This is a genomic window from Streptomyces sp. iso_384, assembly GCF_056172905.1.
Genome location: NZ_JBWBTT010000001.1, coordinates 5574892 through 5598822 on the forward strand (window position 1 = coordinate 5574892; position 23931 = coordinate 5598822).

The window sequence follows — 23931 nt, forward strand, 5'->3', positions numbered from 1 at the left end:
CCAAGCAGCCGTGCGCATCGCTACCGCGGAGGCCCGAAGACTTCCGTCGCGAGCGTCATCCGAGCGTCAAGAATCCCGCGAGAGCCACTTGAAGGCGTCGCCGTTGCAAGCGCCTCGCTCACGAATTCGCAGGTCAGAGAGCTCTCAGAGATCGATCTGTCCGCTCGAACCGCTGCACGGAGGGAAACAGGTCGAGCAACCCACCCGGACATCAAAAGCGCAGGTCAGGAGCCCTTGCCCGCAGGTTCGAGGATCGCAACGCACTCCACGTGGTGCGTCATCGGAAACAGATCGAACGCCCGCAGCGTCCGCACCTTGTACCCCCCGTCCCGGAAGTACGCCAGGTCCCGGGCCAGGGCCGCCGGGTCGCAGGCCACGTAGGCGATCTTGCGGGCGCCCAGGCCCGACAGGTGCTTGACGACCTGCTTGCCGGCGCCCGCGCGCGGCGGGTCCAGGACGATCAGGTCGCATTCCGTGATGCCCGTGCGGGGCAGGACCTGGTCGACCTTGCCGTGTTCGATGCGGACCCGGTCGAGGTCCTTCAGGTTGTGGCGGGCGTCCTCGACCGCTCGTTTGCCGGACTCGATGCCGAGGACCGCGCCCTTCTCGCCGATGCGCTGGCCGATGGCGCCGGCGAACAGGCCGACGCCGCAGTAGAGGTCGAGGGCGGTGTCGTTCTTGCGGGGCAGCAGGCCCTGCATGACCGCGCGGACCAGGGTGTCGGCCGCCTGCGGGTGGACCTGCCAGAAGCCGCCGGAGCCGACGCGGTAGGTGCGGTCGTCGGCGCGTTCGCGGACGAAGGCGCGGCCGTGGACGCGGTGGACGCCGCCGTCCTTCTCGTCGACGCGGAGTACCGAGACCGGCTTGTCCAGCTCGACCAGGGGCAGTCGGCCGCCGGGCTTCGGGGTGAGGATGACCTGGCGGTCGTTCGAGCCGGTGGCGGTGATGGCCTCCACCGCGGCGATCTGGGGCCACTCGCGCTTCTCGACGCCGAGCTCCGAGACACCCGGCGCGGCGATCAGGCAGCGGTCGATCGGCTGGACGTCGTGCGAGCGGTGCTTGCGGAGGCCCGCGCGGCCCTCGGCGTCGACGGCGTACTGGACCCGGGTGCGCCAGGCCGGCACCTCGCCCGCGGGAAGCTTGTCGCCGTCGGCCGGCATGACCGTGCCGTCCCAGCCGGCCTCCTCGGGGGTCAGGCCCGCCAGGCGCTGGAGCTGCTCGGCGATCACCTCGCCCTTGAGGCGGCGCTGCGCGCCCGGCTTGGCGTGCTGCCAGTCGCAGCCGCCGCACATGCCGGGACCGGCGTACGGGCACGGCGCCTCGATGCGGTCCTTGGACGGCTCGATGATCCGTACCGCGTCGGCCCGCAGGAAGCGGGAGTCCGTGTCGCCGTCGGTGACCTTGGCGATGATCTTCTCGCCGGGCAGCGTGTGGCGGACGAAGAGGACCTGGTTCTCGGCGGTGCGGGCGATGCAGTGGCCGCCGTGCGCGACGGGCCCGACCTCGACCTCGTACTCCTCCCCGACCAGCGACGACGTGGGTTCGTTCTGCATGAGGGAAGGCTCCAGGAAGAAGGGGAGGAAGGGGTGCAACGGGTCGCGCCCTGCGGCCGGACGACAGCCCACCAGTCTACGCGGGCGCGGTCGGGGCGCTTACCACGACCGGCCGCCGCCTCCCGTCGTCCCGTGCCCTCACTCCTTGCGGTTCGGCTCTTTGTTCCCTCGCCCCACCAGACCCCGGCGCACCGACCCCGGAGCGCTCCAGTCCGCGCGCCTGCGGGCCCTCTTCTTCGCGGCCTCGGAGGACTGGAGCTGGTACGGCACCGAGGTCACCATGACGCCCGGTGTGAAGAGCAGTCGGCCCTTCAGCCGCAGGGCGCTCTGGTTGTGCAGCAGGTGCTCGTACCAGTGGCCGACCACGTACTCGGGGATGTAGACGCTGATCACGTCGCGCGGGCTCTGGCGGCGCAGGCCCTTGACGTAGTCGATGACCGGGCGGGTCACCTCGCGGTACGGCGAGTCGAGGATCTTGAGCGGGATGTTGATGCCGCGTCGTTCCCAGTCCTCGCGCAGCGCCTTCGACTCGTCCGGGTCGACGCTGATGGAGAGCGCCTCCAGGTGGTCGGCGCGGATCAGTTTCGCGTAGGCGAGGGCGCGCAGCGTGGGGCGGTGGAGCTTGGAGACGAGGACGATGGCGTGGACGCGGGAGGGGCGCACGGTCTCGTCCATGGGCGTCTCGTCGGCGGCGATCTCGGCGGCGACCCGGTCGTAGTGCTTCCGGATCGCGGTCATCGTGCCGTAGAAGATGACCATGCCGAGCAGGGCCACCCAGGCGCCGTGGGTGAACTTGGTGGCGAGGACGACCACCAGGACCATGCCGCAGAAAAAGGCGCCGAAGGCGTTGATGGCGCGGGAGCGAACCATGTGGCGGCGCTTGGCCTGGTCCTGTTCGTCGGTCAGCAGGCGGTTCCAGTGCCGCACCATGCCGGTCTGGCTGAGGGTGAAGGAGACGAACACCCCGACGATGTAGAGCTGGATCAGCTTCGTGGAGTCGGCGCCGTAGACCAGGACGAGCAGGATCGCCGCACCGGCCAGCAGCACGATGCCGTTGGAGAAGGCGAGGCGGTCGCCGCGGGTGTGGAGCTGGCGCGGCAGGTAGCGGTCCTGGGCGAGGATCGAGCCGAGCAGCGGAAAGCCGTTGTACGCGGTGTTCGCGGCGAGGAAGAGGACCAGGGCGGTGGCAGCCGCGAGAACCATGAAGAGGAAGGAACCGTGGCCGAAGACCGCCTCGGCGACCTGGGCGATCACCGGGTCCTGGGTGAAGTCCGCGCCGACCGGGACCCCGTCGCGGATCAGGTCGGCCGCCGGGTTCTCGGCCATCTTGACGTCGGTGGCCAGGGCCAGGCCGATGATGCCGCAGAACATGGTGACGGCGAGCAGGCCCATCATGGCGAGCGTGGTCGCGGCGTTCTTGCTTTTGGGCTTGCGGAAGGCGGGCACTCCGTTGCTGATCGCCTCGACGCCGGTGAGGGCGGCGCAGCCGGAGGAGAAGGCGCGCAGAAGCAGAAAGACGAGCGCGAAACCGGCCAGTCCCTCGTGTTCGGGTTTGATCTCGAAGTCGGAGGTGGGGGCGTGCATCGTGTCGCCGAGGATCAGTCCGCGGAAAGCGCCCCAAAGGATCATGAGGAAGACGCCGGCCACGAAAAGATAGGTGGGGATGGCGAAAAGCTTCCCGGACTCCTTGACGCCGCGCAGGTTCATCAGCGTGAGCAGGACGATGGCGCCGACCGCGCAGAGCGTCTTGTGCTCGACGACGAACGGGACAGCGGAGCCGAGGTTCTCGACACCGGAGGAGATCGACACCGCGACGGTGAGGACGTAGTCGACGAGCAGGGCGCTGGCGACGGTCAGTCCGGCCTTCGGGCCGAGGTTGGTGGTGGCGACCTCGTAGTCGCCGCCGCCGCTCGGGTAGGCGTGGACGTTCTGCCGGTAGGAGGCGACGACCGTGAACATGAGCACGACGACCGCGAGGGCGATCCAAGGGCTGAAGTGGTACGCCGACACCCCCGCGATGGACAGCACGAGGAGGACTTCTCCGGGTGCGTACGCCACCGAGGACAACGGGTCGGACGCGAAGACGGGGAGCGCGATGCGCTTCGGGAGAAGGGTCTCCCCGAGCTTGTCGCTGCGCAGCGCCCGGCCGATCAGGATCCGTTTGGGCACGTCGGTCAGTTTGGACACGGTGAGGATCGTAAGCGCAGCCCGTGGCCGAAACGCACGCCCTTTCGACGTGGCCCCGCAATCTCCTGCGGTCGGCCGAGAAAACCCGGCCATTCCTTAACGCGATCTTTGCGTCCGCCCACCCCGTTTTGCTTTCCCTTTACCGGAGTGCGCGAGGATACGGACCCGCGGATGAGGCAGGGACCTCCCCGGCGCATAAGCTCGACTCCGGGCCACACCGCGGGTGTGTGCCCCGTTGTTTGCCCAGCAAGCCAGAGAGAAGTGTGAGCAGCGTGTTTTCGCAGGTCAGCCGGATGACCAGGACGGCGGGGTAGGCGCACAGTGCACATCGTCATCATGGGCTGCGGGCGCGTCGGTGCCGCTCTCTCGCAGACCCTGGAACAGCAGGGGCACACCGTCGCGGTGATCGACCAGGACCCCACGGCGTTCCGCCGCCTCGGCTCCGGATTCGGCGGCCGCCGGGTCACCGGGGTCGGTTTCGACCAGGACACCCTCCGCGAGGCGGGCATCGAGGACGCCGGGGCGTTCGCCGCGGTCAGCAGCGGCGACAACTCCAACATCATCGCGGCCCGGGTGGCCCGCGAGATGTTCTCCATCGAGAACGTCGCGGCGCGGATCTACGACCCCAAGCGCGCCGAGGTCTACCAGCGTCTCGGCATCCCCACCGTGGCGACCGTGCGCTGGACGGCGGACCAGATGCTGCGGCGGCTGCTGCCGTCGGGCGCGGAGCCCCTGTGGCGCGATCCGAGCGGGGGTGTGCAGCTCGCCGAGGTGCACACGACGCCGTCCTGGATCGGCCACAAGATCAGCACGCTCCAGGAGGAGACAGGGGTCCGCGTGGCCTTCCTCACCCGGTTGGGCGAGGCCATACTGCCGACCTCGCAGACCGTCCTCCAGGAAGGCGACCTGGTCCACGTGATGATGCGTACGGACGAGATCGCCCAGGTCGAAGAGGCCTTCGCCCAGGGTCCCGAGGAGGACGGTCACTGATGCGTGTGTCGATTGCCGGGGCGGGTGCGGTGGGCCGTTCCATCGCCGCCGAGCTGCTGGAGAACGGGCACGAGGTGCTGCTGATCGACAAGGCGCCGACCGCCATCTCGGTGGAGCGGGTCCCGATGGCCGAGTGGCTGCTCGCGGACGCCTGTGAGATCACCTCGCTGGACGAGGCGGCGCTGCAGCGGTGCAACGTGGTGATCGCCGCGACCGGGGACGACAAGGTCAATCTGGTCGTCTCGCTGCTCGCCAAGACCGAGTACGGCGTGCCGCGTGTGGTGGCCCGGGTGAACAACCCGAAGAACGAGTGGCTGTTCAACGAGTCCTGGGGCGTGGACGTCGCCGTCTCGACGCCGCGTCTGATGTCGGCCCTGGTCGAGGAGGCCGTGAGCGTCGGCGATCTGGTCCGGCTGCTGCGCTTCAGCCACGGCGACGCCAACCTGGTGGAGCTGACGCTGCCGCCGGAGTCGGCGCTGGCCGGTACCCGCGTCGGCGATGTGGCCTGGCCCGAGGACACCTCGCTGGTGACGATCATCCGCGGTACGCGGGTGCTGACGCCGGGCCCCGAGGAGTCGCTGGAGGCCGGTGACGAGCTGCTGTTCGTGGCCGCCCAGGCGCGCGAGGAGCAGTTGGAGGACCTGTTGTCGGTCCGGCGGAGTCCTGAGGACGGCTGAGCAAGCCACCACCATGTGAAAGGGGCCCGGAACCGCTGAGCGGTTCCGGGCCCTTCCGTCGTACCGTGCGGGCTCAGGCCTCCGGGTCGCGGAGCGCGGCCGCCGCCGCCTTGCGCTCCTTCTCGGCCTGCTCCTCGGCCTCCATCTCGGCGAAGACGTCGATGGGCGCCGGCGCCTTCGCGAGGAAGACCCAGGTCAGATAGACCGCGAGCAGGAACGGCGGGATCTTCAGCGCGATCAGCACCCAGCCGAACTGCGTGGTGTCGGCCCACCAGTAGAGCGGGAAGAGGATCGCGCACTTGGCGAGCAGGATGAAGCCCCAGGCGTAACTGGCCTTGGTGTACGCCTTCTTCCGGCCCGGGTTACGGGTCCGCCAGGAGAGGTTCTCCTTGAAGACCGGGCCGAGGATCAGGCCGATCAGCGGCACCCCGGCGGCGGCTGTGGCGATGTAGGCGACCGACAGGCCCAGGGTGTAGAGCATGCCCGGCAGATAGAAGTCCTTGGCGTTGCCCGTCATCATCGCGAAGACGACACCGAAGGCCACCCCGAAGACGCCGCTGAAGGCGTGCTTGACGGTGTCCCGGCGGACCAGCCGGACGACGACGAGGGCCAGGGAGACGGCCAGGGCGGCGATGGCCGAGACGTGGAGGTTCTTGTTGATCGTGAAGATCGTGACGAAGAGCAGCCCGGGCAGGACTGTCTCCACCATGCCGCGCACCCCGCCGAAGGCCTCGAAGAGGGCGGCCTCGGTGACGGCCTTCGCCTCGGCGTCCTGCTGGGCCGCGTGCCTCCCGCCGGTGTGCTGCGGGTCGGTGCGGTGGGGCTGGTCCGTGTCGGACGTCGGCTTGTCGAGAGACGTCACCGGCTACTCCTTGGCGAGCGGTCGGAGTTCGTATGTGGGGTTGAACAGCACCCGGCGGCCGTGGCTCATGGCGACCCGCCCCGAGGCGATGATTCTGCGGCCGGGCTCTATGCCGACGATGGAGCGGCGGCCGAGCCAGACCACGTCCAGCGGTTCGGTGCCGTCGAAGAGCTCCGCCTCCAGGGCGGGCACTCCGGCCCGGGGACGGAGGGTGACGGTCCGCAACGTACCAGCCACCTTCACGATCTGCCGGTCGGAGCACTCGGAGATCCGGGTGCATCCGGTGGCCTGCGCGTCTTCCCGCAGCTCCTGGGACTCCAGGTCCTCCTGGGAGCTGGACAGCCGGTCGAGCATACGGCGGAATCGCCCGGAAGGTCGCGCCGCCTTCCCGGCCTTCCCGGCTTTCTCGGATCGGGGAACAGCACTCATACCCGAAGAGTACCGGTCCCGCGGGCGGTACACGCGGGCCCGCGGGGACCACTCGAAAGGGTGAGCCGGTGCGGGGTCAGCCGCGCTCGAAGCGGTAGCCCATGCCCGGCTCGGTGACGAAGTGCCGGGGGTGCGAGGGGTCCGCCTCCAGCTTGCGGCGCAGCTGGGCCATGTAGACCCGCAAATAGTTGGTCTCGGTGCCGTAGGAGGGGCCCCAGACCTCCTGGAGCAGCTGTTTCTGGCTGACCAGCCGGCCCCCGTTGCGGACGAGGACCTCCAGCAGGTGCCATTCGGTGGGGGTGAGCCGTACGTCGCGGCCGCCCCGGTGCACCTTCTTCGCCGCCAGGTCGACGGTGAAGCCGGCCGTCTCGACGAGGGCGATGTCCTCGGTGCCGCCCTCCTGGCCGAGCGGTTCCGCACGGCGTACGGCGGCGCGCAGCCGGGCCAGCAGCTCGTCCATGCCGAAGGGCTTGGTGACGTAGTCGTCCGCCCCGGCGTCCAGGGCCTCCACCTTCTCGTCGGAGGTCTGGCGCGCGGAGAGGACCAGGATCGGCACCCGGGTCCAGCCGCGCAGGCCCTTGATCACCTCGACCCCGTCCATGTCGGGCAGCCCGAGGTCGAGCAGGACCACGTCGGGGTGGCGGGCGGCGGCGAGCTGGAGGGCGGTCGCCCCGTCGGGCGCGGCGTCGACCTCGTACTGGCGGGCCTTCAGGTTGATCACGAGGGCGCGGACGATCTGCGGCTCGTCGTCGACCACAAGCACCCTGGTCATCGCGGTCCTGCCTTTCTGCTGTACGGGAAGGGGGGAAGGGCTCTGCTGTACGGGAAGGGGGCCGGGCGGGCGCGGGGGCGGGTCACGAGGTGACCTGGGCCGGCAGTTCGGCGTCGGCCCGGGCGCCGCTCGGCGCCGCGGTCAGCGTCAGGACCATGGTCAGCCCGCCGCCGGGGGTGTCCTCGGCGTCCAGCGTGCCGCCCATGGACTCGGCGAAGCCCCGGGAGACGGCGAGGCCGAGGCCCACGCCGGCGCCGCGCGGGGCGTCCCCGTACCGCTGGAAGGGCTCGAAGATCCGCTCCTTGGCCTCGTCGGGGACGCCCCGGCCCCGGTCCACGACCCGTAGCTCGACCCGGCCGCCCAGTGCGCTGGCGGCCACGGCGACGGGCTCCGGGCCGGGGTTGTACTTGACGGCGTTCTCGACGATGTTGGCGACGACCCGCTCCAGGAGCCCGGGGTCGACGGCGACCATCGGCAGCGTCTCGGGGATGTCGAGGTCGACACTGCCCTCCGGGACGCCGCCGAGCGCCATCGGGACCACCTCGTCGAGGTCGATCTCGCGGATCAGTGGGGTCACGGTGCCGGTCTGGAGGCGTGACATGTCCAGCAGGTTGCCGACGAGGTGGTCCAGCCGGTCGGCGCCGTCCTCGATGCCTTCCAGGAGCTCCGCCTCGTCCGCCTCGGACCAGGCGACGTCGTCGGAGCGCAGCGAGCTGACGGCGGCCTTGATCCCGGCGAGCGGGGTGCGCAGATCGTGGCTGACGGCGGCGAGCAGCGCGGTCCTGATCCGGTTGCCCTCGGCGAGCCTGCGGGCCTGCTCGGCCTGCCAGACCAGGCGCTGGCGGTCCAGGACGACAGCGGCCTGGGCGGCGAACGCGCCGAGCACCCGGCGGTCCTCGGCGGGCAGCACCCGGCCGGACAGCGCGAGGGCCATGTTGTCGCCGACCGGCATGTCCACGTCGGCCTCCTCGGGGCGGGTGACCGGGGCCGGCCCGACGGATCCGGCGCAGGTCCACGGCTCCACGTCGCTGCTGCGCTCCAGCAGGGCGACGGACTCCATCGCGAAGGTCTCCCGGACCCTCTCCAGCAGGGCGTCCAGGGCGGTCTCACCGCGCAGCACGCTGCCCGCGAGGAAGGAGAGGATCTCCGACTCGGCGCGCAGCCGGGCGGCCTGGTGGGTGCGCCGGGCCGCGAGGTCGACCACGGAGGAGACCGCCACCGCCACCGCGAAGAAGATCACGATGGCGACGAGGTTCTCCGGGTCCTGGACGGTCAGGGTGTGGGTGGGCGGGGTGAACCAGTAGTTCAGCAACAGGGAACCGACGGCGGCGGAAGCCAGCGCGGGTCTCAGTCCTCCGAGCAGGGCCGCGGCCACCGTCAGGAAGAGGAACAGCAGGACGTCGTTGGCGAGGCCGGGTGCGTCCTCCATGCCGCGCAGCACCACCGCGAGCAGGACGGGGCCGACGACGCCGACGAGCCAGCCCCAGATGATCCGGGCGCGGCCGAGCCGGGCGCCGCGGGCGATGGGCAGGCCGCGGCCCTTGGCGACCTCTTCGTGGGTGACGATGTGGACGTCGAGGTCGGGGCCCGACTCGCGGGCGACGGTCGCGCCGACCCCGGGTCCGTAGATGTACTGCCAGGCCTTGCGACGGCTGGAGCCGAGCACGATCTGCGTGGCGTTGACGCCGCGGGCGAACTCCAGCAGGGCCGCGGGTATGTCGTCGCCGATGACGTGGTGGAAGGTGCCGCCGAGGTCCTCGACCAGGGTGCGCTGGACGGCCAGCTCCTTCGGGGACGCGGAGGTCAGGCCGTCGCTGCGGGCGATGTAGACGGCGAGGATCTCGCTGCCGGAGCCCTTGGCCGCCATCCGGGAGGCGCGGCGGATGAGGGTGCGGCCCTCGGGCCCGCCGGTCAGTCCGACGACGATGCGTTCGCGGGCCTGCCAGGGGGTGCGGATGTTGTGCTCGCCCCGGTACTGCTGGAGGTATTCGTCGACCCGGTCGGCGACCCAGAGCAGGGCCAGCTCGCGCAGGGCGGTGAGGTTGCCGGGGCGGAAGTAGTTCGAGAGGGCCGCGTCCATCTTGTCGGGCTGGTAGATGTTGCCGTGCGCCATCCGGCGGCGCAGCGCCTGGGGCGACATGTCGACCAGCTCGATCTGGTCGGCCCGCCGGACCACCTCGTCGGGCACGGTCTCGCGCTGCCGGACGCCGGTGATCGACTCGACGACGTCGCCGAGCGACTCCAGGTGCTGGATGTTGACCGTGGATATGACGTCGATCCCGGCCCTGAGGAGTTCTTCGACGTCCTGCCAGCGCTTGGCGTTGCGGGAGCCGGGGACGTTGGTGTGGGCCAGCTCGTCCACCAGGACCACGGCCGGGGCGCGCTCCAGGACGGCGTCGACGTCCATCTCGGTGAAGACGGCGCCGCGGTAGCCGATCTCGCTGCGCCGGACCTGTTCCAGGCCGTTCAGCAGCACCTCGGTGCGCGGCCGGGCGTGGTGCTCCACGAAGGCCGCCACGCAGTCGGTGCCGCGCTCGACCCTGCGGTGCGCCTCGGAGAGCATCGCGTACGTCTTGCCGACGCCCGGTGCCGCGCCCAGGTAGATCCGGAGTGTGCCGCGTCCCATGGCCCCATTGTCTTCTTCCGTCCGGCGGCGTCCTGTCGACGGCCGGTGGCGCCCGGTGCGGCCGCCGGACTCGACGCTACTCCGCCGCGGGCCGTGCTTCGGTCCCGGGAGTGCAGGTGGGGGGCGTATTGACGGAACTCTGATGCGCGCCGGGAGGGCCCGGGAGAGCAGGGCCGGGGCTCAGGCCTGTTCGACGATATGGCCGTCGCTCAGCTCCAGGACCCGGTCGGCCAGGCCCAGCAGCTGGGGGTCGTGGGTGGCGACGAGGGCGGTGACGTTCTCGCTGCGGACGACCGCGCGCAGCAGTTCCATCACGGCGAGCCCGGTCTCGGCGTCGAGCTGCCCGGTGGGTTCGTCGGCGATCAGGAGGGCGGGGCGGTTGGCCAGCGCGCGGGCGATGGCGACGCGCTGCTGCTGGCCGCCGGAGAGTTCGCCGGGGCGCTGCTCGGCGTGGTCGGCGAGGCCGACGAGGGAGAGCAGCAGCGCGACCCGCTCGTCGCGCTCGGCCGGGTCGGCCTTGCGCAGCCGCAGGGGCACGCCGACGTTCTCGGCGGCGGTGAGGATCGGGATGAGGCCGAAGGACTGGAAGATGAAGCCGACCCGGTCCCGGCGCAGCTCCAGCAGGCCCTTCTCGCCGAGCCCCGCCAGCTCGGTGCCGTCGACGGTGATCCGGCCGCCGTCGGGGGTGTCCAGGCCGCCGACCAGATTGAGCAGGGTGGTCTTGCCTGATCCCGAGCGGCCCTTGAGCGCGACCAGCTCACCGCGGGGGATCTCGAAGGAGACCCCGCGCAGGGCGTGCACGGCCGCCGCCCCGCTGCCGTACGAGCGGTGCAGGTCCTCGACGGTGACCATGACCGTACGGGCCGGGTCCTCGGCCAGGGCCGTGCCGGACTGCCCGCTGGTGCTCTCGGTCATGCTGTTCCCCCGTCGTACGTACGTGGCCCGCGTCGTCGCCCGCCAAGTATGTGTGTGCGGGACAGGGCCGGGCAATGGCCGGTGGGCCGCACCCGGGGAAAGGGTGCGGCCCACCGGCCTGTGCCGCGAGCTGCCGCGGCGTGGCACCGGACGCTGCTAGCGGACCTCGGTGATCTCGGGGCCGCGCTGGAGCTGGCCCATGCCGCCGGAGAACTTCGAGCTCTCCTGCTCCTCCTGCTGCACGCCCTCGGGCACCATCTGGGCGTCGTTGGGGAGCTTGAGGACGATCGGGTCGCGGGGGGCCATCGGGCCCTCGCCGCGGACGACCACGGTGTCCCGGAAGATCGTCTCCAGCAGCCCGGCGGCCTCCGGCTGGACGGCGCCCTGGCCGGAGATGACTCCGCGCAGGAACCAGCGCGGCCCGTCGACGCCGACGAAGCGCACGAGCTGCACCCCGCCCGTGCCGTCCGGCAGCTGTACGGGGACCTGCGCGCGCAGCTCCCAGCCCAGCGGGCCCTCGACCTCGTCGATGGTGCCGCCCTGCTGGGTGATGCCCGAGGCGATCTCGTCGCGGACCTCGCCCCAGATGCCCTCCTTCTTGGGGGCGGCGAAGGCCTGCAGCTGGACCGCGCTGTCGCGCAGCACCACGGTGGCGGCGACGATCGCGTCCCCGGCCACCTCGACGCGCAGTTCCATGCCCTCGACCCCGGGGACGAAGATGCCGCCCAGGTCGACCCGGCCCTCGCCGGGCTGGGAGACCTCGGAGCTGTCCCAGGGTCCGTCGGGCCTGGGGGCCGGCGGAAGATTCATCCGACGGGTGCCCTTCGCGGCACCGTCGCTGCCCTCGGGCTCGTCGGCGACCTGCTCGGCCTCGCGCACCTCGTCCGCCGCGTCCTCGGCGGAACCACTCTTCTTGCGACGTCCGAACACGTCACTGTCCTTCCCGGTCGGATACGACCGAAGCGTAGCTGTTCCCACCGTGGGTGATCCCGCCCTCGGCGCCGTCCACCGACGCGTGGCCGCCGGTGGACCCGAAGCCCCCTTCGGCCCGCGCCGAGCCGGGAAGTTCCGCCACCTCGTGGAAGCGCACCTTCTCGACCTGCTGGACAACCAATTGGGCAATCCGGTCGAACCGTTCGAATCGCACGCTCTCGCGTGGATCGAGGTTGACCACGATCACCTTGATCTCCCCACGGTACCCGGCATCCACGGTCCCTGGGGCATTCACGAGGGCCACTCCGCAGCGGGCCGCGAGGCCCGAGCGCGGGTGCACGAACGCGGCGTACCCGTCGGGCAGGGCGATCGAAACACCGGTGGGCAGCACCGCGCGCTCGCCGGGGGCGAGTTCGGCGGCCTCGGTGGTGACCAGGTCGGCTCCGGCGTCGCCCGGGTGTCCGTACGCCGGAATCGGCACGTCCGGGTCGAGGAGGCGGATCAGTACGTCGACGGGGCTGCGGGTCACGGGTTCACCTCGAAGGCGCGGGCGCGCCTGACCTGGTCGGGGTCGGACATGGCCGCCTGGATCTCGGCGGGCCGGCCGTTGTCGATGAAGTGGTCGACCTTGACCTCGATGAAGAGGGCGTCGGCCCGGACCGCGACGGGGCCGTCGGGGCCGCCGATCCGGCCGGTGGCGGTGGAGTAGATCTTCCGGCCGTGCACGGCGGTGATCCGGGCGTCGAGGTGCAGCACGGTGTCCACGGGGACGGGGCGGACGAAGTCGGTCTCCAGCCGTCCGGTCACCGCGATCGTGCGCAGCAGCCAGTTCAGCGAGCCGAGGGTCTCGTCCAGCGCCGTGGCGAGCACACCGCCGTGGGCGAGGCCGGGGGCGCCCTGGTGGGCGGGCTGCACGGTGAACTCGGCGGTCACGCTCACGCCTTCACCGGCCCGCGCCATCAGGTGCAGTCCGTGCGGCTGTCCCCCGCCGCAGCCGAAACAGTGTTCGTAGTGCGCTCCGAGGAGCTCGCCGGGAGCGGGCGCGTCGGGGTGCCGGACCGGCGCGACGGCGTCGGCCGGGGGTGTCAGAGCTGCTGATGTTCCACTCACAGGCGCAGACCTTACCCGCGCGGCAGTGCGCCGGTCGCGCCGTGCCAAGCTTGGTTCCATGCAGCCTTCCGCAGCGCCCTTCGACGAACGTCTCACCGCACCCCGCTCCTGGTGGTTCATCGCCTTCGGGATCGGTATCGCCTGTGCTCTGATGCTGCTGCCGCTGGGCACCCTGCCGCTGCTCGCCGGACTGGTCGGCGGCGCGGCCGCGGCCGCGGTCCTGGTGAGCAGTTACGGCTCCGCCCGGATCCGGGTGGTGGCGGGGGCGCTCGTCGCCGGCGACGCCCGGATCCCGCTCTCGGCGCTCGGTGAGCCCGAGGCGCTGGACGCCGAGGAGGCGCGGGCCTGGCGCACGCACCGGGCGGACGCGCGGGCGTTCATGCTGCTGCGCGGCTATGTGGAGACGGCGGTGCGGGTGGAGGTCACGGATCCGGAGGACCCGACTCCGTACATCTATCTCTCCACCCGGGATCCGCAGGGCCTGGCGGCGGCGCTGAGCGGCGCCAAGGCCGCCTGATACAGCGGCCCGCCGGTCAGGGGCCCTCGATCTCCTTGGGCAGCTCGGCCGGGTGGAGCGGCTGCTCCAGCGGAGGCAGCGCGGCCAGCCGGTCCCAGGGGATCTGCTGCCTGCGCAGGTCGCCCCTGACCTTGTCGGCGAGTTTGCGGGTGTCGCGGCGGTTCATCACGGCGCCGACGGTGGCGCCGATCATGAACGGGATCAGGTTGGGCAGATTGCGCGCCATGCGCTTCATGATCTGCTGGCGCAGCTCGCGCTTCATCTGGCCGCCCAGGGCGGCGTTGAGCGTGGTGGGCCGGGTGACGTCGATGCCGCGCTCCTCCGTCCACGACGTCAGATACGCGGTGCTGCGCTGGCCGAGATTGCCCGGGGGGCGGAGGCCGTAGACCTCGTGGAGCTCGGCGACGAGCTTCATCTCGATCGCGGCGACGCCGGTCACCTCCGCCGCCAGCTCGGCGAGCATGGCGGGCGGTACGGGCATCATGGCGGCGGCCCCGATGCCTGCGCCGACGGTCGCGGTGCCCCGGCAGGCTCCCGTGACCAGCTTGTCGGCCAGCTCCTCGGGCCCCAGCCCGGGGAACTGCCTCCGCAGGGTGGCGAGGTCGCGCACCGGCACGCGCGGGGCCGTGTCGATGATGCGGTCGGCCAGCTGTGCGGCCAGTGCCTTTGCGCTCTCCCCGCCCTTGCGTACGCCCCGTTTCACTGCGTGCAGGCGACCCCCGGTCGTGGGATCCGCCTGGTCCTGCTCGTCCTGCTCCCCGGCCCGGTCCGGCAGTGCTGCCGCCCCGGCCACTTCGAGCGAGGCCCAACGGCCTCGCTCGTCGTCGGAGCCGCCGGAGTGATCCGGCAGGGCGGCGGACCGCTCGGCAGACGCGTGAACGCCTTCTGCCGGGCCTGTGCCGCCTGTACCGTCCTGATGGGCCTGCCGACCGTCCCGACGCCACGGGCGCCGCTTCCGGAACGGTGTCTCGCCCGCCACGGCCGACTCGACCTCAGTCGCAGTCGCGGCAGATGGGCTGACCGTTCTTCTCGCGGGCCAGCTGGCTGCGGTGGTGCACCAGGAAGCAGCTCATGCAGGTGAACTCATCGGCCTGCTTGGGCAGCACCCGGACGGCCAGCTCCTCGTTGGAGAGGTCCGCGCCGGGCAGCTCGAGTCCCTCGGCCGCGTCGAATTCGTCGACGTCGACGGCGGATGCCGTCTTGTCGCTCCGACGCGCCTTGAGCTCTTCGAGGCTGTCCTGGTCCACGTCGTCGTCGGTCTTGCGTGGGGTGTCGTAATCCGTTGCCATGTCGCTCTCCCCCTCTTGGGTGTCTACGGGTGTCTCAGCGCACGTAACGCGTGAGAGGCCGGACTTGTGCCCGACCTGAGGCGGAGATTTTGCCTCACATCAAGGTCTGTTACTCAATCGACACCCAACCGGTCGCCTCGGCGAGGCTCGGCTTGGGTGGCGATGGGGACCGTACACGGTCCCGACTGCGCAGTTCACAGGCGCTACCCCGTGTACTTCCCGTGATAACGATCCCCGAAAACCCGGACGATTACCGGCTTTCCGACAGAGTCGCGATCACGGAGCGTAGATGGTCGGAAAATCGACTCTGTGATCGATCACACACGACTCGCCCGGGAACGGGTCCTGAAAATTCCGCCCAAAGCGAACATGAAGATTCGGTGCAGAGTCACATCGTGCAGCCTCTCAGACCGGCAGGGTGACGCGCATCACGAGACCGCCGCCCTCGCGGGGCTCCGCGATGATACGGCCTCCGTGCGCCCGCGCGACGGACCGCGCGATCGACAGGCCGAGCCCTACCCCCTTGTCGCTGCCCGTGCGCTCCGTACGCAGCCGCCTGAAGGGCTCGAAGAGGTTGTCGATCTCGTACGCCGGGACCACCGGGCCGGTGTTCGAGACGACCAGCAGGGCCTGCCCGTCCCGTACCTCGGTGGTGACCTGCACCCAGCCGTCCTCGGGCACGTTGTAGCGCACGGCGTTCTGCACGAGGTTCAGCGCGATCCGCTCCAGCAGGACCCCGTTGCCCTGGACCACGGCCGATCCCCGCTCGCCGCGGATCTCGGTCTTCCCGGCCACCGCCTCCGCCCGGGTCTGGTCGATGGCGCGCTCGGCCACCTCGGCGAGGTCGACCGGTTTGCGTTCGACGATCTGGTTGTCGCTGCGGGCCAGCAGCAGCAGGCCCTCCACCAGCTGCTCGCTGCGCTCGTTGGTGGCCAGGAGGGTCTTGCCCAGCTGATGGAGCTCCGGCGGGGCCTCCGGGTCGGAGAGCGAGACCTCCAGCAGGGTGCGGTTGATCGCCAGCGGGGTGCGCAGCTCGTGCGAGGCGTTGCCGACGAACCGCTGCTGCGCGGTGAAGGCCCGCTCCAGCCGGTCCAGCATGTCGTCGAAGGTGTCCGCCAGCTCCTTCAGCTCGTCGTCCGGGCCGTCCAGCTCGATCCGCCGGGTGAGGTCCGTCCCGGCCACCCGGCGCGCGGTCCTGGTGATCCGGCCGAGCGGGGACAGCACGCGTCCGGCCATGGCGTAGCCGAAGGCGAAGGCGATGACGCTGAGGCCGAGCAGGGCGAGGAGCGAACGGTTGAGCAGGGTGTCCAGAGCCGCCTTGCGCTGATTGTTGACGCAGGCGTTCATCGCGGCGTTGAAGGCGTCCGGGCTGGCGTTCGAGGGAAGGTCGCAGATCTCGCTGGTGACCTTGCCGCTCACGATCTCGAACGGCAGCTCGCTGCCCACGTGCAGCGCCTGCGCGGCCAGCATGTAGATGATCGACAGCAGCACGATGCCCGCGATCAGGAACATCCCGCCGTACAGCAGCGTGAGCCGTATCCGGATGGTCGGGCGCAGCCAGGGGTACGAGGGGTCCTGCTGCTTGGGCTCCCAGGTGGGCTTCGGGGGCGCCGCGGGGGGCTCGGGGGTGGTGGCCATGGTCCTCAGATCCGGTATCCGGAGCCCGGCACGGTGACGATCACGGGCGGTTCGCCGAGCTTGCGGCGGAGCGTCATGACCGTCACCCGCACCACGTTGGTGAAGGGGTCGGTGTTCTCGTCCCAGGCCTTCTCCAGCAGCTGCTCCGCCGAGACGACCGCGCCCTCGCTGCGCATCAGGACCTCCAGCACCGCGAACTCCTTCGGGGCGAGCTGGATCTCCACCTCGTCGCGGAAGACCTCGCGGCGGTTCGGGTCGAGCTTGATGCCGGCGCGCTCCAGGACGGGCGGCAGCGCCACCGTCGTACGGCGGCCCAGCGCGCGCACCCGGGCGGTCAGCTCGCTGAAGGCGAAGGGCTTGGGCAGATAGTCGTCCGCGCCCAGCTCCAGGCCCTCGACCCGGTCGCTGACGTCGCCGGACGCGGTGAGCATGAGCACCCGGGTGGGCATGCCGAGCTCGACGATCTTGCGGCAGACGTCGTCGCCGTGCACCACCGGGAGGTCCCGGTCCAGCACGACGACGTCGTAGTCGTTGACCCCGATGCGCTCCAGGGCCGCGGCACCGTCGTAGACGACGTCGACGGCCATGGCCTCCCGGCGCAGTCCGGTGGCCACCGCATCGGCGAGCAGCTGCTCGTCCTCGACGACGAGTACGCGCACGGCGCAGTCCTTCCTTCGGTCCTTCGATGGGTTCACAGATCGAGCGGCCCACGCGGGGCCGCTCGGACACGGGCAGCAATGCCGACTGTGCGCCTCCATCCTGCCCGCAACGCGTATAAACCGGCGGTAAGACGGCGGCGGGCCGGACCTTCCGGCGGCGCCCCGCCCGGAAAGCGGCGGACTTCCGGGCCAGTTGAGGTTTCTCTGAGCCATGGCGTGGGGAAGAGGGGTTCACACCCGCGATCACGCCTGTCACGTGGCCTGCCACGGCCCGCTCCTTTTTCCCCGGAGCGGCGGCGCGATCACCCGCTCCTCCGGCTCCCCTGGCCGGGGGACCCCGGGCACACCCCGTGCCACCGACCCACGATGAGGGGGCGCATCATGGACGCTTTCACCGCAGGTCTGCTGCAACGCATCAAGACGACCGAGTCCGGCCTCACGCGGGCGCGCGAGGACGGCGACGACTTCCTCGCGGACGTCGAGCAGGGCGAGCTGGACGATCTTCGCCGGCTCGCCGCCGAGCACGGCGTGGAAATCGGCGCCACCAGCGTCTGAGCCGTATGCCACGGGGCCCCGGACACCGTCATGGTGTCCGGGGCCCCGTGGCGTGTGCGACGGCCTCAGGACCCTCGTCAGGGCCTTCGTCAGGCCTTCCGCGGGCCTGGGGCCTGTCAGTCGTGCCAGGCGCCCAGTTCGTCGAGGGCGGCCTGCAGCGGCTCGAAGACGCCCGGGGTGGCGGCCACCGTCAGGTCGCCGTCGGCGGGCAGCCCGGGGCGGCCGCCGGTCAGCGCGCCCGCCTCCCGGGCGATGAGGTCGCCCGCCGCCAGGTCCCAGGGGTGCAGTCCGCGCTCGTAGTAGCCGTCCAGCCGGCCCGCCGCCACATCGCAGAGGTCGACGGCCGCCGAGCCGCCGCGCCGGATGTCCCGGAGCCTCGGGATCAGCTGCCGGGCGACGTCCGCCTGGTGGGCGCGGACGTGGGCGACGTAGTTGAAACCGGTCGAGACGAGGGCCTGGTCCAGCGGCGGGGCGGGCCGGCAGCGCAGGGGTTCGCCGTTCGCGAACGCACCGCCGCCGAGGACCGCCTGATACGTCTCCCGGCGCATCGGGGCCTCGACGACGCCCACGACCCGCTCGCCGTCGCGCTCGGCGGCGATGGAGACCGCCCAGGTGGGCAGGCCGTAGAGGTAGTTCACCGTGCCGTCGAGCGGGTCGATGACCCAGCGGATGCCGGTGCTGCCCGGGGAGCTGGCCCCCTCCTCGCCGAGGAAGCCGTCGTCCGGGCGGAAGTCGGTGAGGTAGCCGGTGATCAGCTTCTCGGCGGCGATGTCCATCTCGGTGACCACGTCGATGGGGCTGGACTTGGTCGCGGCCACCCCCAGGTCGGCCGGGCGGCCGTCGCGCAGCAGGGCTCCGGCGCGGCGGGCCGCCTCCAGGGCGAGGTCGAGCAGTTCGGACAGGGCGGGGTCGGTCACGGGTGCTCCCAGGGGGCTCGACGGGGACTGAGGGCTCTACGCGTACGGGCTGTCGGCGCCCGCGGCCGCCGGCTTCGGGGCCCTGGCGGGGCAGCAGCCGACCGGACAGAGGTCGTGGGAGGGCCCGAGGGAACCCAGCGCACAGCGCTCCACCGCCCGGCCGCGCTCACTCGCGGCGCGCTCCAGGACCAGGTCCCGCACGGTGGCGGCGAAGCGCGGGTCGTCCCCGACGGTGGCGGACCTGCGGACCGGCAGACCGATCTCGGCGGCCTTCGCGGTGGCCTCGGTGTCGAGGTCGTACAGGACCTCCATGTGGTCCGAGACGAAGCCGATGGGCGCCATCACGACGGCGGGGACGCCCTCGCCGTGCAGGGTCTCCAGGTGGTCGCAGATGTCGGGCTCCAGCCACGGGATGTGCGGGGCGCCGCTGCGGGACTGGTAGACGAGCTGCCAGGGGTGCTCGACGCCGGTCTCCTCGCGCACCGCCTCGATGATCAGCCGGGCCACGTCGAGGTGCTCGGCGACATACGCGCCGCCCTCGCCGTGCGCCTCCACCGGGCCGGAGGCGTCGGCGGCGGAGGTGGGGATGGAGTGGGTGGTGAACGCGATGTGCGCGCCCGCGCGGACGTCCTCGGGGAGGTCGGCGAGCGAGGCGAGGACGCCGTCCGCCATGGGTGTCACGAAGCCGGGGTGGTTGAAGTAGTGCCGCAGTTTGTCGACCCGGGGCACCTCCAGGCCTTCGGCCTCCAGGGCGGCCAGCGACTCCGCGAGGTTCTCGCGGTACTGGCGGCAGCCGGAGTAGGAGGCGTAGGCGCTGGTGGCGAGGACGGCGATCCGGCGGTGTCCGTCGGTGGTCATCTCGCGCAGCACGTCGGTCAGATACGGGGCCCAGTTGCGGTTGCCCCAGTAGACCGGGAGGTCCAGGCCGTGGTCGGCGAAGTCCTTGCGCAGGGCGTCGAGCAGGGCGCGGTTCTGGGCGTTGATCGGGCTGACACCGCCGAAGAGAAAGTAGTGCTTGCCGACCTCCTTGAGGCGTTCCTCGGGGATGCCGCGGCCGCGGGTCACGTTCGCCAGGAACGGGACCACGTCGTCCGGGCCCTCGGGACCGCCGAAGGAGAGCAGCAGCAGGGCGTCGTAGGGAGCGGGATCGCGCAGATCGGACATGACGTCGATCCTGCCACCCGCCGGTGACCGGACGGCAACCGACATCCGACGCCCCGTCGGGAAGAGCGACAAGGCCGCGAAAGCCGGGGCTCGTACACCTGCTTCCGCTCCCCCGGGCCGCCCCGTGATCCGGTGTCCGGCGTATCCGCCCGGCCGTAAGCTGTATGGGCCAGCTATACGCCTGACAGGCACGACCGGAGTACCCCTTGCCCAGCCCCTACCGCGTCATCTTCTCCGCCCCCGGTACCAAGGGGTTCTCCGCCGCAGGCTTCTTCGGCCGGATGCCGTTGTCCATGATGGGCATCGGCGTCGTGACGATGATCTCCCAGCTCACCGGCCGTTACGGGCTGGCCGGGGCGCTCTCGGCGACCCTGGCGATGTCGGCGGCGGTCTGCGGCCCCCAGGTCTCCCGGCTGGTCGACCGCTACGGGCAGCGCCGGGTGCTGCGCCCGATCACGCTGGTGGCGGTGGCGGCGGTGGCGGGTCTGTTGATCTGCGCCCAGCAGGGGGCGCCGGAGTGGACGCTGTTCGTCTTCGCGGTGGGCGCGGGCTGTGTGCCGAGCGTGGGATCGATGGTCCGGTCGCGCTGGGCGGCGATCTACCGGGGCTCCAGCCGGGATCTGCACACCGCCTACTCGTGGGAGTCGATCGTCGACGAGGTGTGTTTCATCTTCGGCCCGATCATCTCCATCGGTCTCTCCACCGCCTGGTTCCCGGAGGCCGGACCGCTGATCGCCGCCGCCTTCCTGCTGGTCGGCGTGTTCTGGCTGACCGCGCAGCGCGCCACCGAGCCGGTGCCGCACCCGAAGTCGCAGCACACCGGCGGCTCCGCGCTGCGCTCGCCGGGACTGCAGGTCCTGGTGGCCACCTTCGTGGCGACGGGCGCGATCTTCGGCGGCGTGGACGTGGTGACCGTGGCCTTCGCCGAGGAGCGCGGCCACAAGGCCGCGGCCTCCCTGGTGCTGGCCGTCTACGCGCTCGGATCGTGTCTCGCGGGGGCCGTGTTCGGACTGCTGCACCTCAAGGGGAACCCCTCGACCAGGTGGCTGGTGGGTGTCTGCGCGATGGCCGTGAGTATGATCCCCCTCCAACTGGCCGGGAACCTTCCGTTGCTGGCCGTGGCGCTCTTTGTCGCGGGCCTCGCCATCGCACCGACGATGGTCACCACCATGGCCCTCGTCGAAGCGCACGTACCGCGCACCAAGCTGACCGAGGGCATGACCTGGACCAGTACCGGGCTCGCCGTCGGAGTGGCGCTCGGCTCCTCGGCCGCCGGCTGGGTGGTCGACGCCGCCGGGGCGAAGGCGGGGTACGCGGTGCCCGTCGCGGCGGGAGCGCTCGCGGCGGCGGTGGCGTTCCTGGGGTATCGCCGGCTGGCCGGGCCGGCTGCGACGGGAGGGCGCGGGGAAGATGACCGACACCTACGCACGGACGACGAGCGCGTGGCGTAACTGGGCGGGCACCGTCACAGCCCGGCCCGCCCGCACCGAGTCCCCCGCGTCCGTGGACGAGCTCGCGGACGTGCTGCGCCGGGCCCGGGAGGACGGCCTGCGGGTGAAGCCGGTCGGCACCGGCCACTCCTTCACCGCGGCGGCCGCCACCGACGGGGTGCTGATACGCCCCGACCTGCTCACCGGGATCCGGGACATCGACCGTGAGGCGATGACCGTGACGGTGGAGGCGGGCACTCCGCTCAAGCGGCTCAACACCGCACTCGCCCGCGAGGGCCTCTCGCTCACCAACATGGGCGACATCATGGAGCAGACGATCGCCGGGGCGACCTCCACCGGTACGCACGGCACGGGCCGCGACTCGGCGTCGATATCCGCGCAGATCCGGGCGCTGGAGCTGGTCACCGCCGACGGCACGGTGCTGCGTTGCTCGGCCGGGGAGAACCCGGAGATCTTCGCCGCGGCCCGGGTCGGGATCGGCGCCCTCGGGGTGATCACGGCGGTCACCCTCGACGTGGAGCCGATCTTCCTGCTGACGGCCCGTGAGGAGCCGATGACCTTCGACCGGGTCACCGCGGACTTCGACGCCCTGGTCGCCGAGAACGAGCACTTCGAGTTCTACTGGTTCCCGCACACCGGCAACTGCAACACCAAGCGCAACAACCGCAGCGCCGGTCCGGCCGCCCCGCCCGGGCGGGTGAGCAGCTGGATCGACGACGAGCTGCTGTCCAACGGCGCCTTCCAGGTGGCCTGTTCGCTCGGCCGCGCGGTCCCGCGGACGATCCCCTCGATCGCCAGGCTCTCCAGCCGGGCGCTGTCGGCGCGTACGTACACCGACATCCCGTACAAGGTGTTCACCAGCCCGCGCCGGGTGCGGTTCGTGGAGATGGAGTACGCCGTTCCGCGCGAGCAGGCGATGGCGGCGCTGCGGGAGCTGAAGGCCATGGTCGAGCGGTCACCGCTGAAGGTCAGCTTCCCGGTCGAGGTGCGCACCGCGCCGGCCGACGACATGGCCCTGTCGACCGCCTCGGGCCGGGACAGCGCGTACCTCGCCGTACACCTCTACAAGGGCACGCCCCACCGCTCGTACTTCACGGCGGTCGAGCGGATCATGACCGCGCACGCCGGCCGGCCGCACTGGGGAAAGATCCACACCCGGGACGCGGCCTATCTGTCGGAGGTCTACCCGCGCTTCGGCGAGTTCACCGCGCTGCGCGACCGGCTGGACCCGGACCGCCTGTTCGGCAACGACTATCTGCGGCGCGTGCTCGGCGACTGAGCCCAGCCGGCCACCGGTACGCCGTCGGCCCCGGCTTCCTCCTGGTCGGGAGGGAGCCGGGGCCGATGCGTGTCGTGCCCTCTTCTGGTACGCCGTCACTCGGCGCCGGCGCCGGGCGGGGCCTGCTCGCCCTGTCCGGGGGCGACGCCCGTGCCGGTCGAGGGTGCCCCGGTTCCGGCGTCGCCGGAGGCCGACGGGGTGGGCGGTGTCGGGTCGGGCGTGGTCCCGCCGCCGGAGCCGGAGGGCGTCGGGGTGGGGGTGGGCCCGGTGGTCGGGTTCTCACCGCCCGTGCCCGTACCGGGGTCCGGGCTCGCGCCGCCGCCGTCGCCGCCGTCCGTCGCGGGGGCCGATCCGGTGCCGTCGCCGGGGGTCGGCTGCCGCTCGTCGGCCCCCTTGTCCTGTCCGGTGTCCCCGGAGGGCGTGGGGTCGGCGGGCCCGGGGTCCCGGTCGCCGCCACCGCGGACGACTGAGCTGAGCGTGGTGCCCTGGCCGCCGCTGAGGTCGCTGCCCGAGATCGCCTCGTACGCGGTGATCCCGGCCATGGAGACGGCGAAGACCGCGGCCGCCGCGAGCGCGGGACGCTTCCAGCCGCGCATCCGGGTGCCGTGGGTGACACCGTCGCCGAACGCGTCGTCGGCGACGGGCTCGCCCGCTCCGGCCCGCGGGAGCAGCTGCGTACGGTCGTCGGCCCGCGGGATCGCGTACGTACGGTCGTCGGCGCCGGAACCATCGGCCGGCGGGACGCGGAGCATCCGGGTCCGCGCGTCGCCGAGGTCGAGCAGCTGCGTACGGTCCGGGTCGACGGGCCTCAGCAACCGGGTGCTCTCCGCGTCCGGGACCACCTCCGGGACCGTGCCCGGGTCGACCGTGGGCAGCACCGTGGTGGCGTCGTCGGCCGGCTCCGGCTCGGACCGCCGCGCGGCGGATCTGTGCGCCGAGGGCGTCGTCTCCTTGGTGTGCACCGTCACCTGGCGGCCCTCCGGGTGGGTCACCTGGACCGTCACCTCGCGGATCTGCTCGCCGGTACGGCGGAAGAAGTGCTGGAAGACCGAGCCGCCACAGGTGGCGACGACGCTCATCACGCCCGCGCCGACGATCGTGCCGTACACGCCCAGCTGCGAGGCCGCCACCGCTGCCGCGACGGCCGCCACGGCGCTCCCGGCGACCTGCGGGAGACTCAGATCTATGCGCCTTTCCTTTGGTTCTGTGTCACTTTCCGGCTTCTGAACCATTACCAGCCCCTGCTTGACATCTCTCCCACCATGCAACAGGAAGGGACAAATGAGCGAAGTGGATAGTTCCGTTTCCGGTGATTGTGTGAAGCACAACACGCATCAGGGGCATTTCACGGAGAACCGGGTATCCCAACTCCCGCGTCCGGTGAGAACTTCGGCGGCGCGCCGCTCCA

Annotated in this window: 23 protein-coding genes; 6 read left to right on the forward strand and 17 right to left on the reverse strand. The window is 71.5% G+C overall.

All coding sequences use genetic code 11. The features are described 5' to 3' along the window. Positions 1-224 precede the first annotated feature (224 nt). Both AC0VY3_RS24990 and AC0VY3_RS24995 read right to left on the reverse strand, forming a co-directional pair. On the reverse strand, positions 225-1553 hold the full coding sequence (locus AC0VY3_RS24990; RefSeq protein WP_475550652.1) for a class I SAM-dependent RNA methyltransferase: 1329 nt from the start codon (positions 1551-1553) through the stop codon (positions 225-227). 138 nt (positions 1554-1691) lie between these two features. Continuing rightward, a complete protein-coding gene (locus tag AC0VY3_RS24995) occupies positions 1692-3740 on the reverse strand; it encodes an APC family permease (RefSeq protein ID WP_242742739.1) in 2049 nt (682 codons plus the stop codon). 321 nt (positions 3741-4061) lie between these two features. Between AC0VY3_RS24995 and AC0VY3_RS25000 the strand changes: the two genes are divergently transcribed. Both AC0VY3_RS25000 and AC0VY3_RS25005 read left to right on the forward strand, forming a co-directional pair. After that, complete coding sequence (locus AC0VY3_RS25000) at positions 4062-4730, forward strand: potassium channel family protein (protein WP_103512465.1); 669 nt, start codon at positions 4062-4064, stop codon at positions 4728-4730. After that, the gene (locus AC0VY3_RS25005) at positions 4730-5407 is read left to right on the forward strand and encodes a potassium channel family protein (protein WP_103512464.1); all 678 of its coding nucleotides are present in this window, start codon (positions 4730-4732) and stop codon (positions 5405-5407) included. The genes AC0VY3_RS25000 and AC0VY3_RS25005 overlap by 1 nt, the downstream gene beginning before the upstream one ends. A gap of 73 nt (positions 5408-5480) precedes the next feature. On the opposite strand, the gene AC0VY3_RS25010 is transcribed toward AC0VY3_RS25005, so the two are convergent. The 8 genes from AC0VY3_RS25010 to AC0VY3_RS25045 all read right to left on the reverse strand — a co-directional run bounded on the left by AC0VY3_RS25010 (position 5481) and on the right by AC0VY3_RS25045 (position 13054). Beyond that, positions 5481-6269, reverse strand: a complete 789-nt coding sequence (locus AC0VY3_RS25010) for a DUF3159 domain-containing protein (protein WP_103512463.1) — start codon at positions 6267-6269, stop codon at positions 5481-5483. A gap of 3 nt (positions 6270-6272) precedes the next feature. Then, entirely contained in the window at positions 6273-6698 is a 426-nt protein-coding gene (locus AC0VY3_RS25015) for an OB-fold nucleic acid binding domain-containing protein (RefSeq protein WP_181011098.1), read from the reverse strand. 76 nt (positions 6699-6774) lie between these two features. Continuing rightward, complete coding sequence (locus tag AC0VY3_RS25020) at positions 6775-7470, reverse strand: response regulator (protein WP_103512461.1); 696 nt, start codon at positions 7468-7470, stop codon at positions 6775-6777. Between the two features lie 82 nt (positions 7471-7552). After that, positions 7553-10096 (reverse strand): DUF4118 domain-containing protein, encoded by a 2544-nt coding sequence (locus tag AC0VY3_RS25025; protein ID WP_475550653.1) that lies wholly within the window; start codon positions 10094-10096, stop codon positions 7553-7555. Between the two features lie 180 nt (positions 10097-10276). After that, positions 10277-11011, reverse strand: a complete 735-nt coding sequence (locus AC0VY3_RS25030) for an ABC transporter ATP-binding protein (RefSeq protein WP_103512459.1) — start codon at positions 11009-11011, stop codon at positions 10277-10279. Between the two features lie 156 nt (positions 11012-11167). After that, a complete protein-coding gene (locus AC0VY3_RS25035; protein WP_475550654.1) occupies positions 11168-11941 on the reverse strand; it encodes a DUF3710 domain-containing protein in 774 nt (257 codons plus the stop codon). 1 nt (position 11942) lies between these two features. Further along, positions 11943-12473 carry a dUTP diphosphatase gene (gene dut, locus AC0VY3_RS25040; protein ID WP_030080026.1) on the reverse strand — a complete coding sequence of 177 codons (531 nt, stop codon included), beginning with the start codon at positions 12471-12473 and terminating at the stop codon, positions 11943-11945. Next, on the reverse strand, positions 12470-13054 hold the full coding sequence (locus AC0VY3_RS25045; protein WP_050360243.1) for a PaaI family thioesterase: 585 nt from the start codon (positions 13052-13054) through the stop codon (positions 12470-12472). Before AC0VY3_RS25045 ends, dut begins: the two co-directional genes overlap by 4 nt. A 58-nt stretch (positions 13055-13112) precedes the next feature. Between AC0VY3_RS25045 and AC0VY3_RS25050 the strand changes: the two genes are divergently transcribed. Continuing rightward, the gene (locus AC0VY3_RS25050) at positions 13113-13571 is read left to right on the forward strand and encodes a DUF3093 domain-containing protein (protein WP_475550655.1); all 459 of its coding nucleotides are present in this window, start codon (positions 13113-13115) and stop codon (positions 13569-13571) included. Between the two features lie 16 nt (positions 13572-13587). On the opposite strand, the gene AC0VY3_RS25055 is transcribed toward AC0VY3_RS25050, so the two are convergent. The 4 genes from AC0VY3_RS25055 to AC0VY3_RS25070 all read right to left on the reverse strand — a co-directional run bounded on the left by AC0VY3_RS25055 (position 13588) and on the right by AC0VY3_RS25070 (position 17157). Next, complete coding sequence (locus AC0VY3_RS25055) at positions 13588-14550, reverse strand: hypothetical protein (RefSeq protein WP_475550656.1); 963 nt, start codon at positions 14548-14550, stop codon at positions 13588-13590. A 13-nt stretch (positions 14551-14563) separates the two neighbouring features. Further along, a complete protein-coding gene (locus AC0VY3_RS25060; protein WP_003965732.1) occupies positions 14564-14860 on the reverse strand; it encodes a DUF4193 domain-containing protein in 297 nt (98 codons plus the stop codon). Positions 14861-15265: 405 nt separating this feature from the next. After that, the gene (locus AC0VY3_RS25065; RefSeq protein WP_475550657.1) at positions 15266-16498 is read right to left on the reverse strand and encodes a sensor histidine kinase; all 1233 of its coding nucleotides are present in this window, start codon (positions 16496-16498) and stop codon (positions 15266-15268) included. Positions 16499-16503: 5 nt separating this feature from the next. Then, positions 16504-17157, reverse strand: a complete 654-nt coding sequence (locus tag AC0VY3_RS25070) for a response regulator transcription factor (RefSeq protein ID WP_006128158.1) — start codon at positions 17155-17157, stop codon at positions 16504-16506. Between the two features lie 381 nt (positions 17158-17538). Here AC0VY3_RS25070 and AC0VY3_RS25075 point away from each other — a divergent pair, with 381 nt between their 5' ends. Further along, entirely contained in the window at positions 17539-17712 is a 174-nt protein-coding gene (locus AC0VY3_RS25075) for a hypothetical protein (protein ID WP_475550658.1), read from the forward strand. Between the two features lie 116 nt (positions 17713-17828). Here the strand turns inward: AC0VY3_RS25075 and AC0VY3_RS25080 are convergent, their stop codons facing one another. Both AC0VY3_RS25080 and AC0VY3_RS25085 read right to left on the reverse strand, forming a co-directional pair. Next, positions 17829-18629, reverse strand: coding sequence for an inositol monophosphatase family protein (locus AC0VY3_RS25080; RefSeq protein ID WP_475550659.1), 801 nt, complete (start codon positions 18627-18629; stop codon positions 17829-17831). Positions 18630-18665: 36 nt separating this feature from the next. Then, positions 18666-19793 (reverse strand): ferrochelatase, encoded by a 1128-nt coding sequence (locus tag AC0VY3_RS25085; protein ID WP_475550660.1) that lies wholly within the window; start codon positions 19791-19793, stop codon positions 18666-18668. Positions 19794-19999: 206 nt separating this feature from the next. Between AC0VY3_RS25085 and AC0VY3_RS25090 the strand changes: the two genes are divergently transcribed. Further along, positions 20000-21244 (forward strand): MFS transporter, encoded by a 1245-nt coding sequence (locus tag AC0VY3_RS25090; protein WP_475550661.1) that lies wholly within the window; start codon positions 20000-20002, stop codon positions 21242-21244. Continuing rightward, positions 21204-22523, forward strand: a complete 1320-nt coding sequence (locus AC0VY3_RS25095; RefSeq protein WP_475550662.1) for a D-arabinono-1,4-lactone oxidase — start codon at positions 21204-21206, stop codon at positions 22521-22523. The genes AC0VY3_RS25090 and AC0VY3_RS25095 overlap by 41 nt, the downstream gene beginning before the upstream one ends. A gap of 95 nt (positions 22524-22618) precedes the next feature. Here the strand turns inward: AC0VY3_RS25095 and AC0VY3_RS25100 are convergent, their stop codons facing one another. After that, positions 22619-23755, reverse strand: coding sequence for a hypothetical protein (locus AC0VY3_RS25100; RefSeq protein WP_475550663.1), 1137 nt, complete (start codon positions 23753-23755; stop codon positions 22619-22621). Positions 23756-23931 lie beyond the last annotated feature (176 nt).

What these genes read in the sequence shown, in the direction of transcription:
- AC0VY3_RS25025 (WP_475550653.1), bottom strand. Translation starts at nt 10,096, where the DNA reads ATGGGACGCGGCACACTCCGGATCTACCTGGGCGCGGCACCGGGCGTC.
- AC0VY3_RS25030 (WP_103512459.1), bottom strand. Translation starts at nt 11,011, where the DNA reads ATGACCGAGAGCACCAGCGGGCAGTCCGGCACGGCCCTGGCCGAGGAC.
- AC0VY3_RS25085 (WP_475550660.1), bottom strand. Translation starts at nt 19,793, where the DNA reads ATGTCCGATCTGCGCGATCCCGCTCCCTACGACGCCCTGCTGCTGCTC.
- AC0VY3_RS25005 (WP_103512464.1), top strand. Translation starts at nt 4,730, where the DNA reads ATGCGTGTGTCGATTGCCGGGGCGGGTGCGGTGGGCCGTTCCATCGCC.
- AC0VY3_RS25060 (WP_003965732.1), bottom strand. Translation starts at nt 14,860, where the DNA reads ATGGCAACGGATTACGACACCCCACGCAAGACCGACGACGACGTGGAC.
- AC0VY3_RS25065 (WP_475550657.1), bottom strand. Translation starts at nt 16,498, where the DNA reads ATGGCCACCACCCCCGAGCCCCCCGCGGCGCCCCCGAAGCCCACCTGG.
- AC0VY3_RS25050 (WP_475550655.1), top strand. Translation starts at nt 13,113, where the DNA reads ATGCAGCCTTCCGCAGCGCCCTTCGACGAACGTCTCACCGCACCCCGC.
- AC0VY3_RS25095 (WP_475550662.1), top strand. Translation starts at nt 21,204, where the DNA reads ATGACCGACACCTACGCACGGACGACGAGCGCGTGGCGTAACTGGGCG.
- AC0VY3_RS25020 (WP_103512461.1), bottom strand. Translation starts at nt 7,470, where the DNA reads ATGACCAGGGTGCTTGTGGTCGACGACGAGCCGCAGATCGTCCGCGCC.
- AC0VY3_RS25100 (WP_475550663.1), bottom strand. Translation starts at nt 23,755, where the DNA reads ATGGTTCAGAAGCCGGAAAGTGACACAGAACCAAAGGAAAGGCGCATA.
- AC0VY3_RS25075 (WP_475550658.1), top strand. Translation starts at nt 17,539, where the DNA reads ATGGACGCTTTCACCGCAGGTCTGCTGCAACGCATCAAGACGACCGAG.
- AC0VY3_RS25015 (WP_181011098.1), bottom strand. Translation starts at nt 6,698, where the DNA reads ATGAGTGCTGTTCCCCGATCCGAGAAAGCCGGGAAGGCCGGGAAGGCG.
- AC0VY3_RS24990 (WP_475550652.1), bottom strand. Translation starts at nt 1,553, where the DNA reads ATGCAGAACGAACCCACGTCGTCGCTGGTCGGGGAGGAGTACGAGGTC.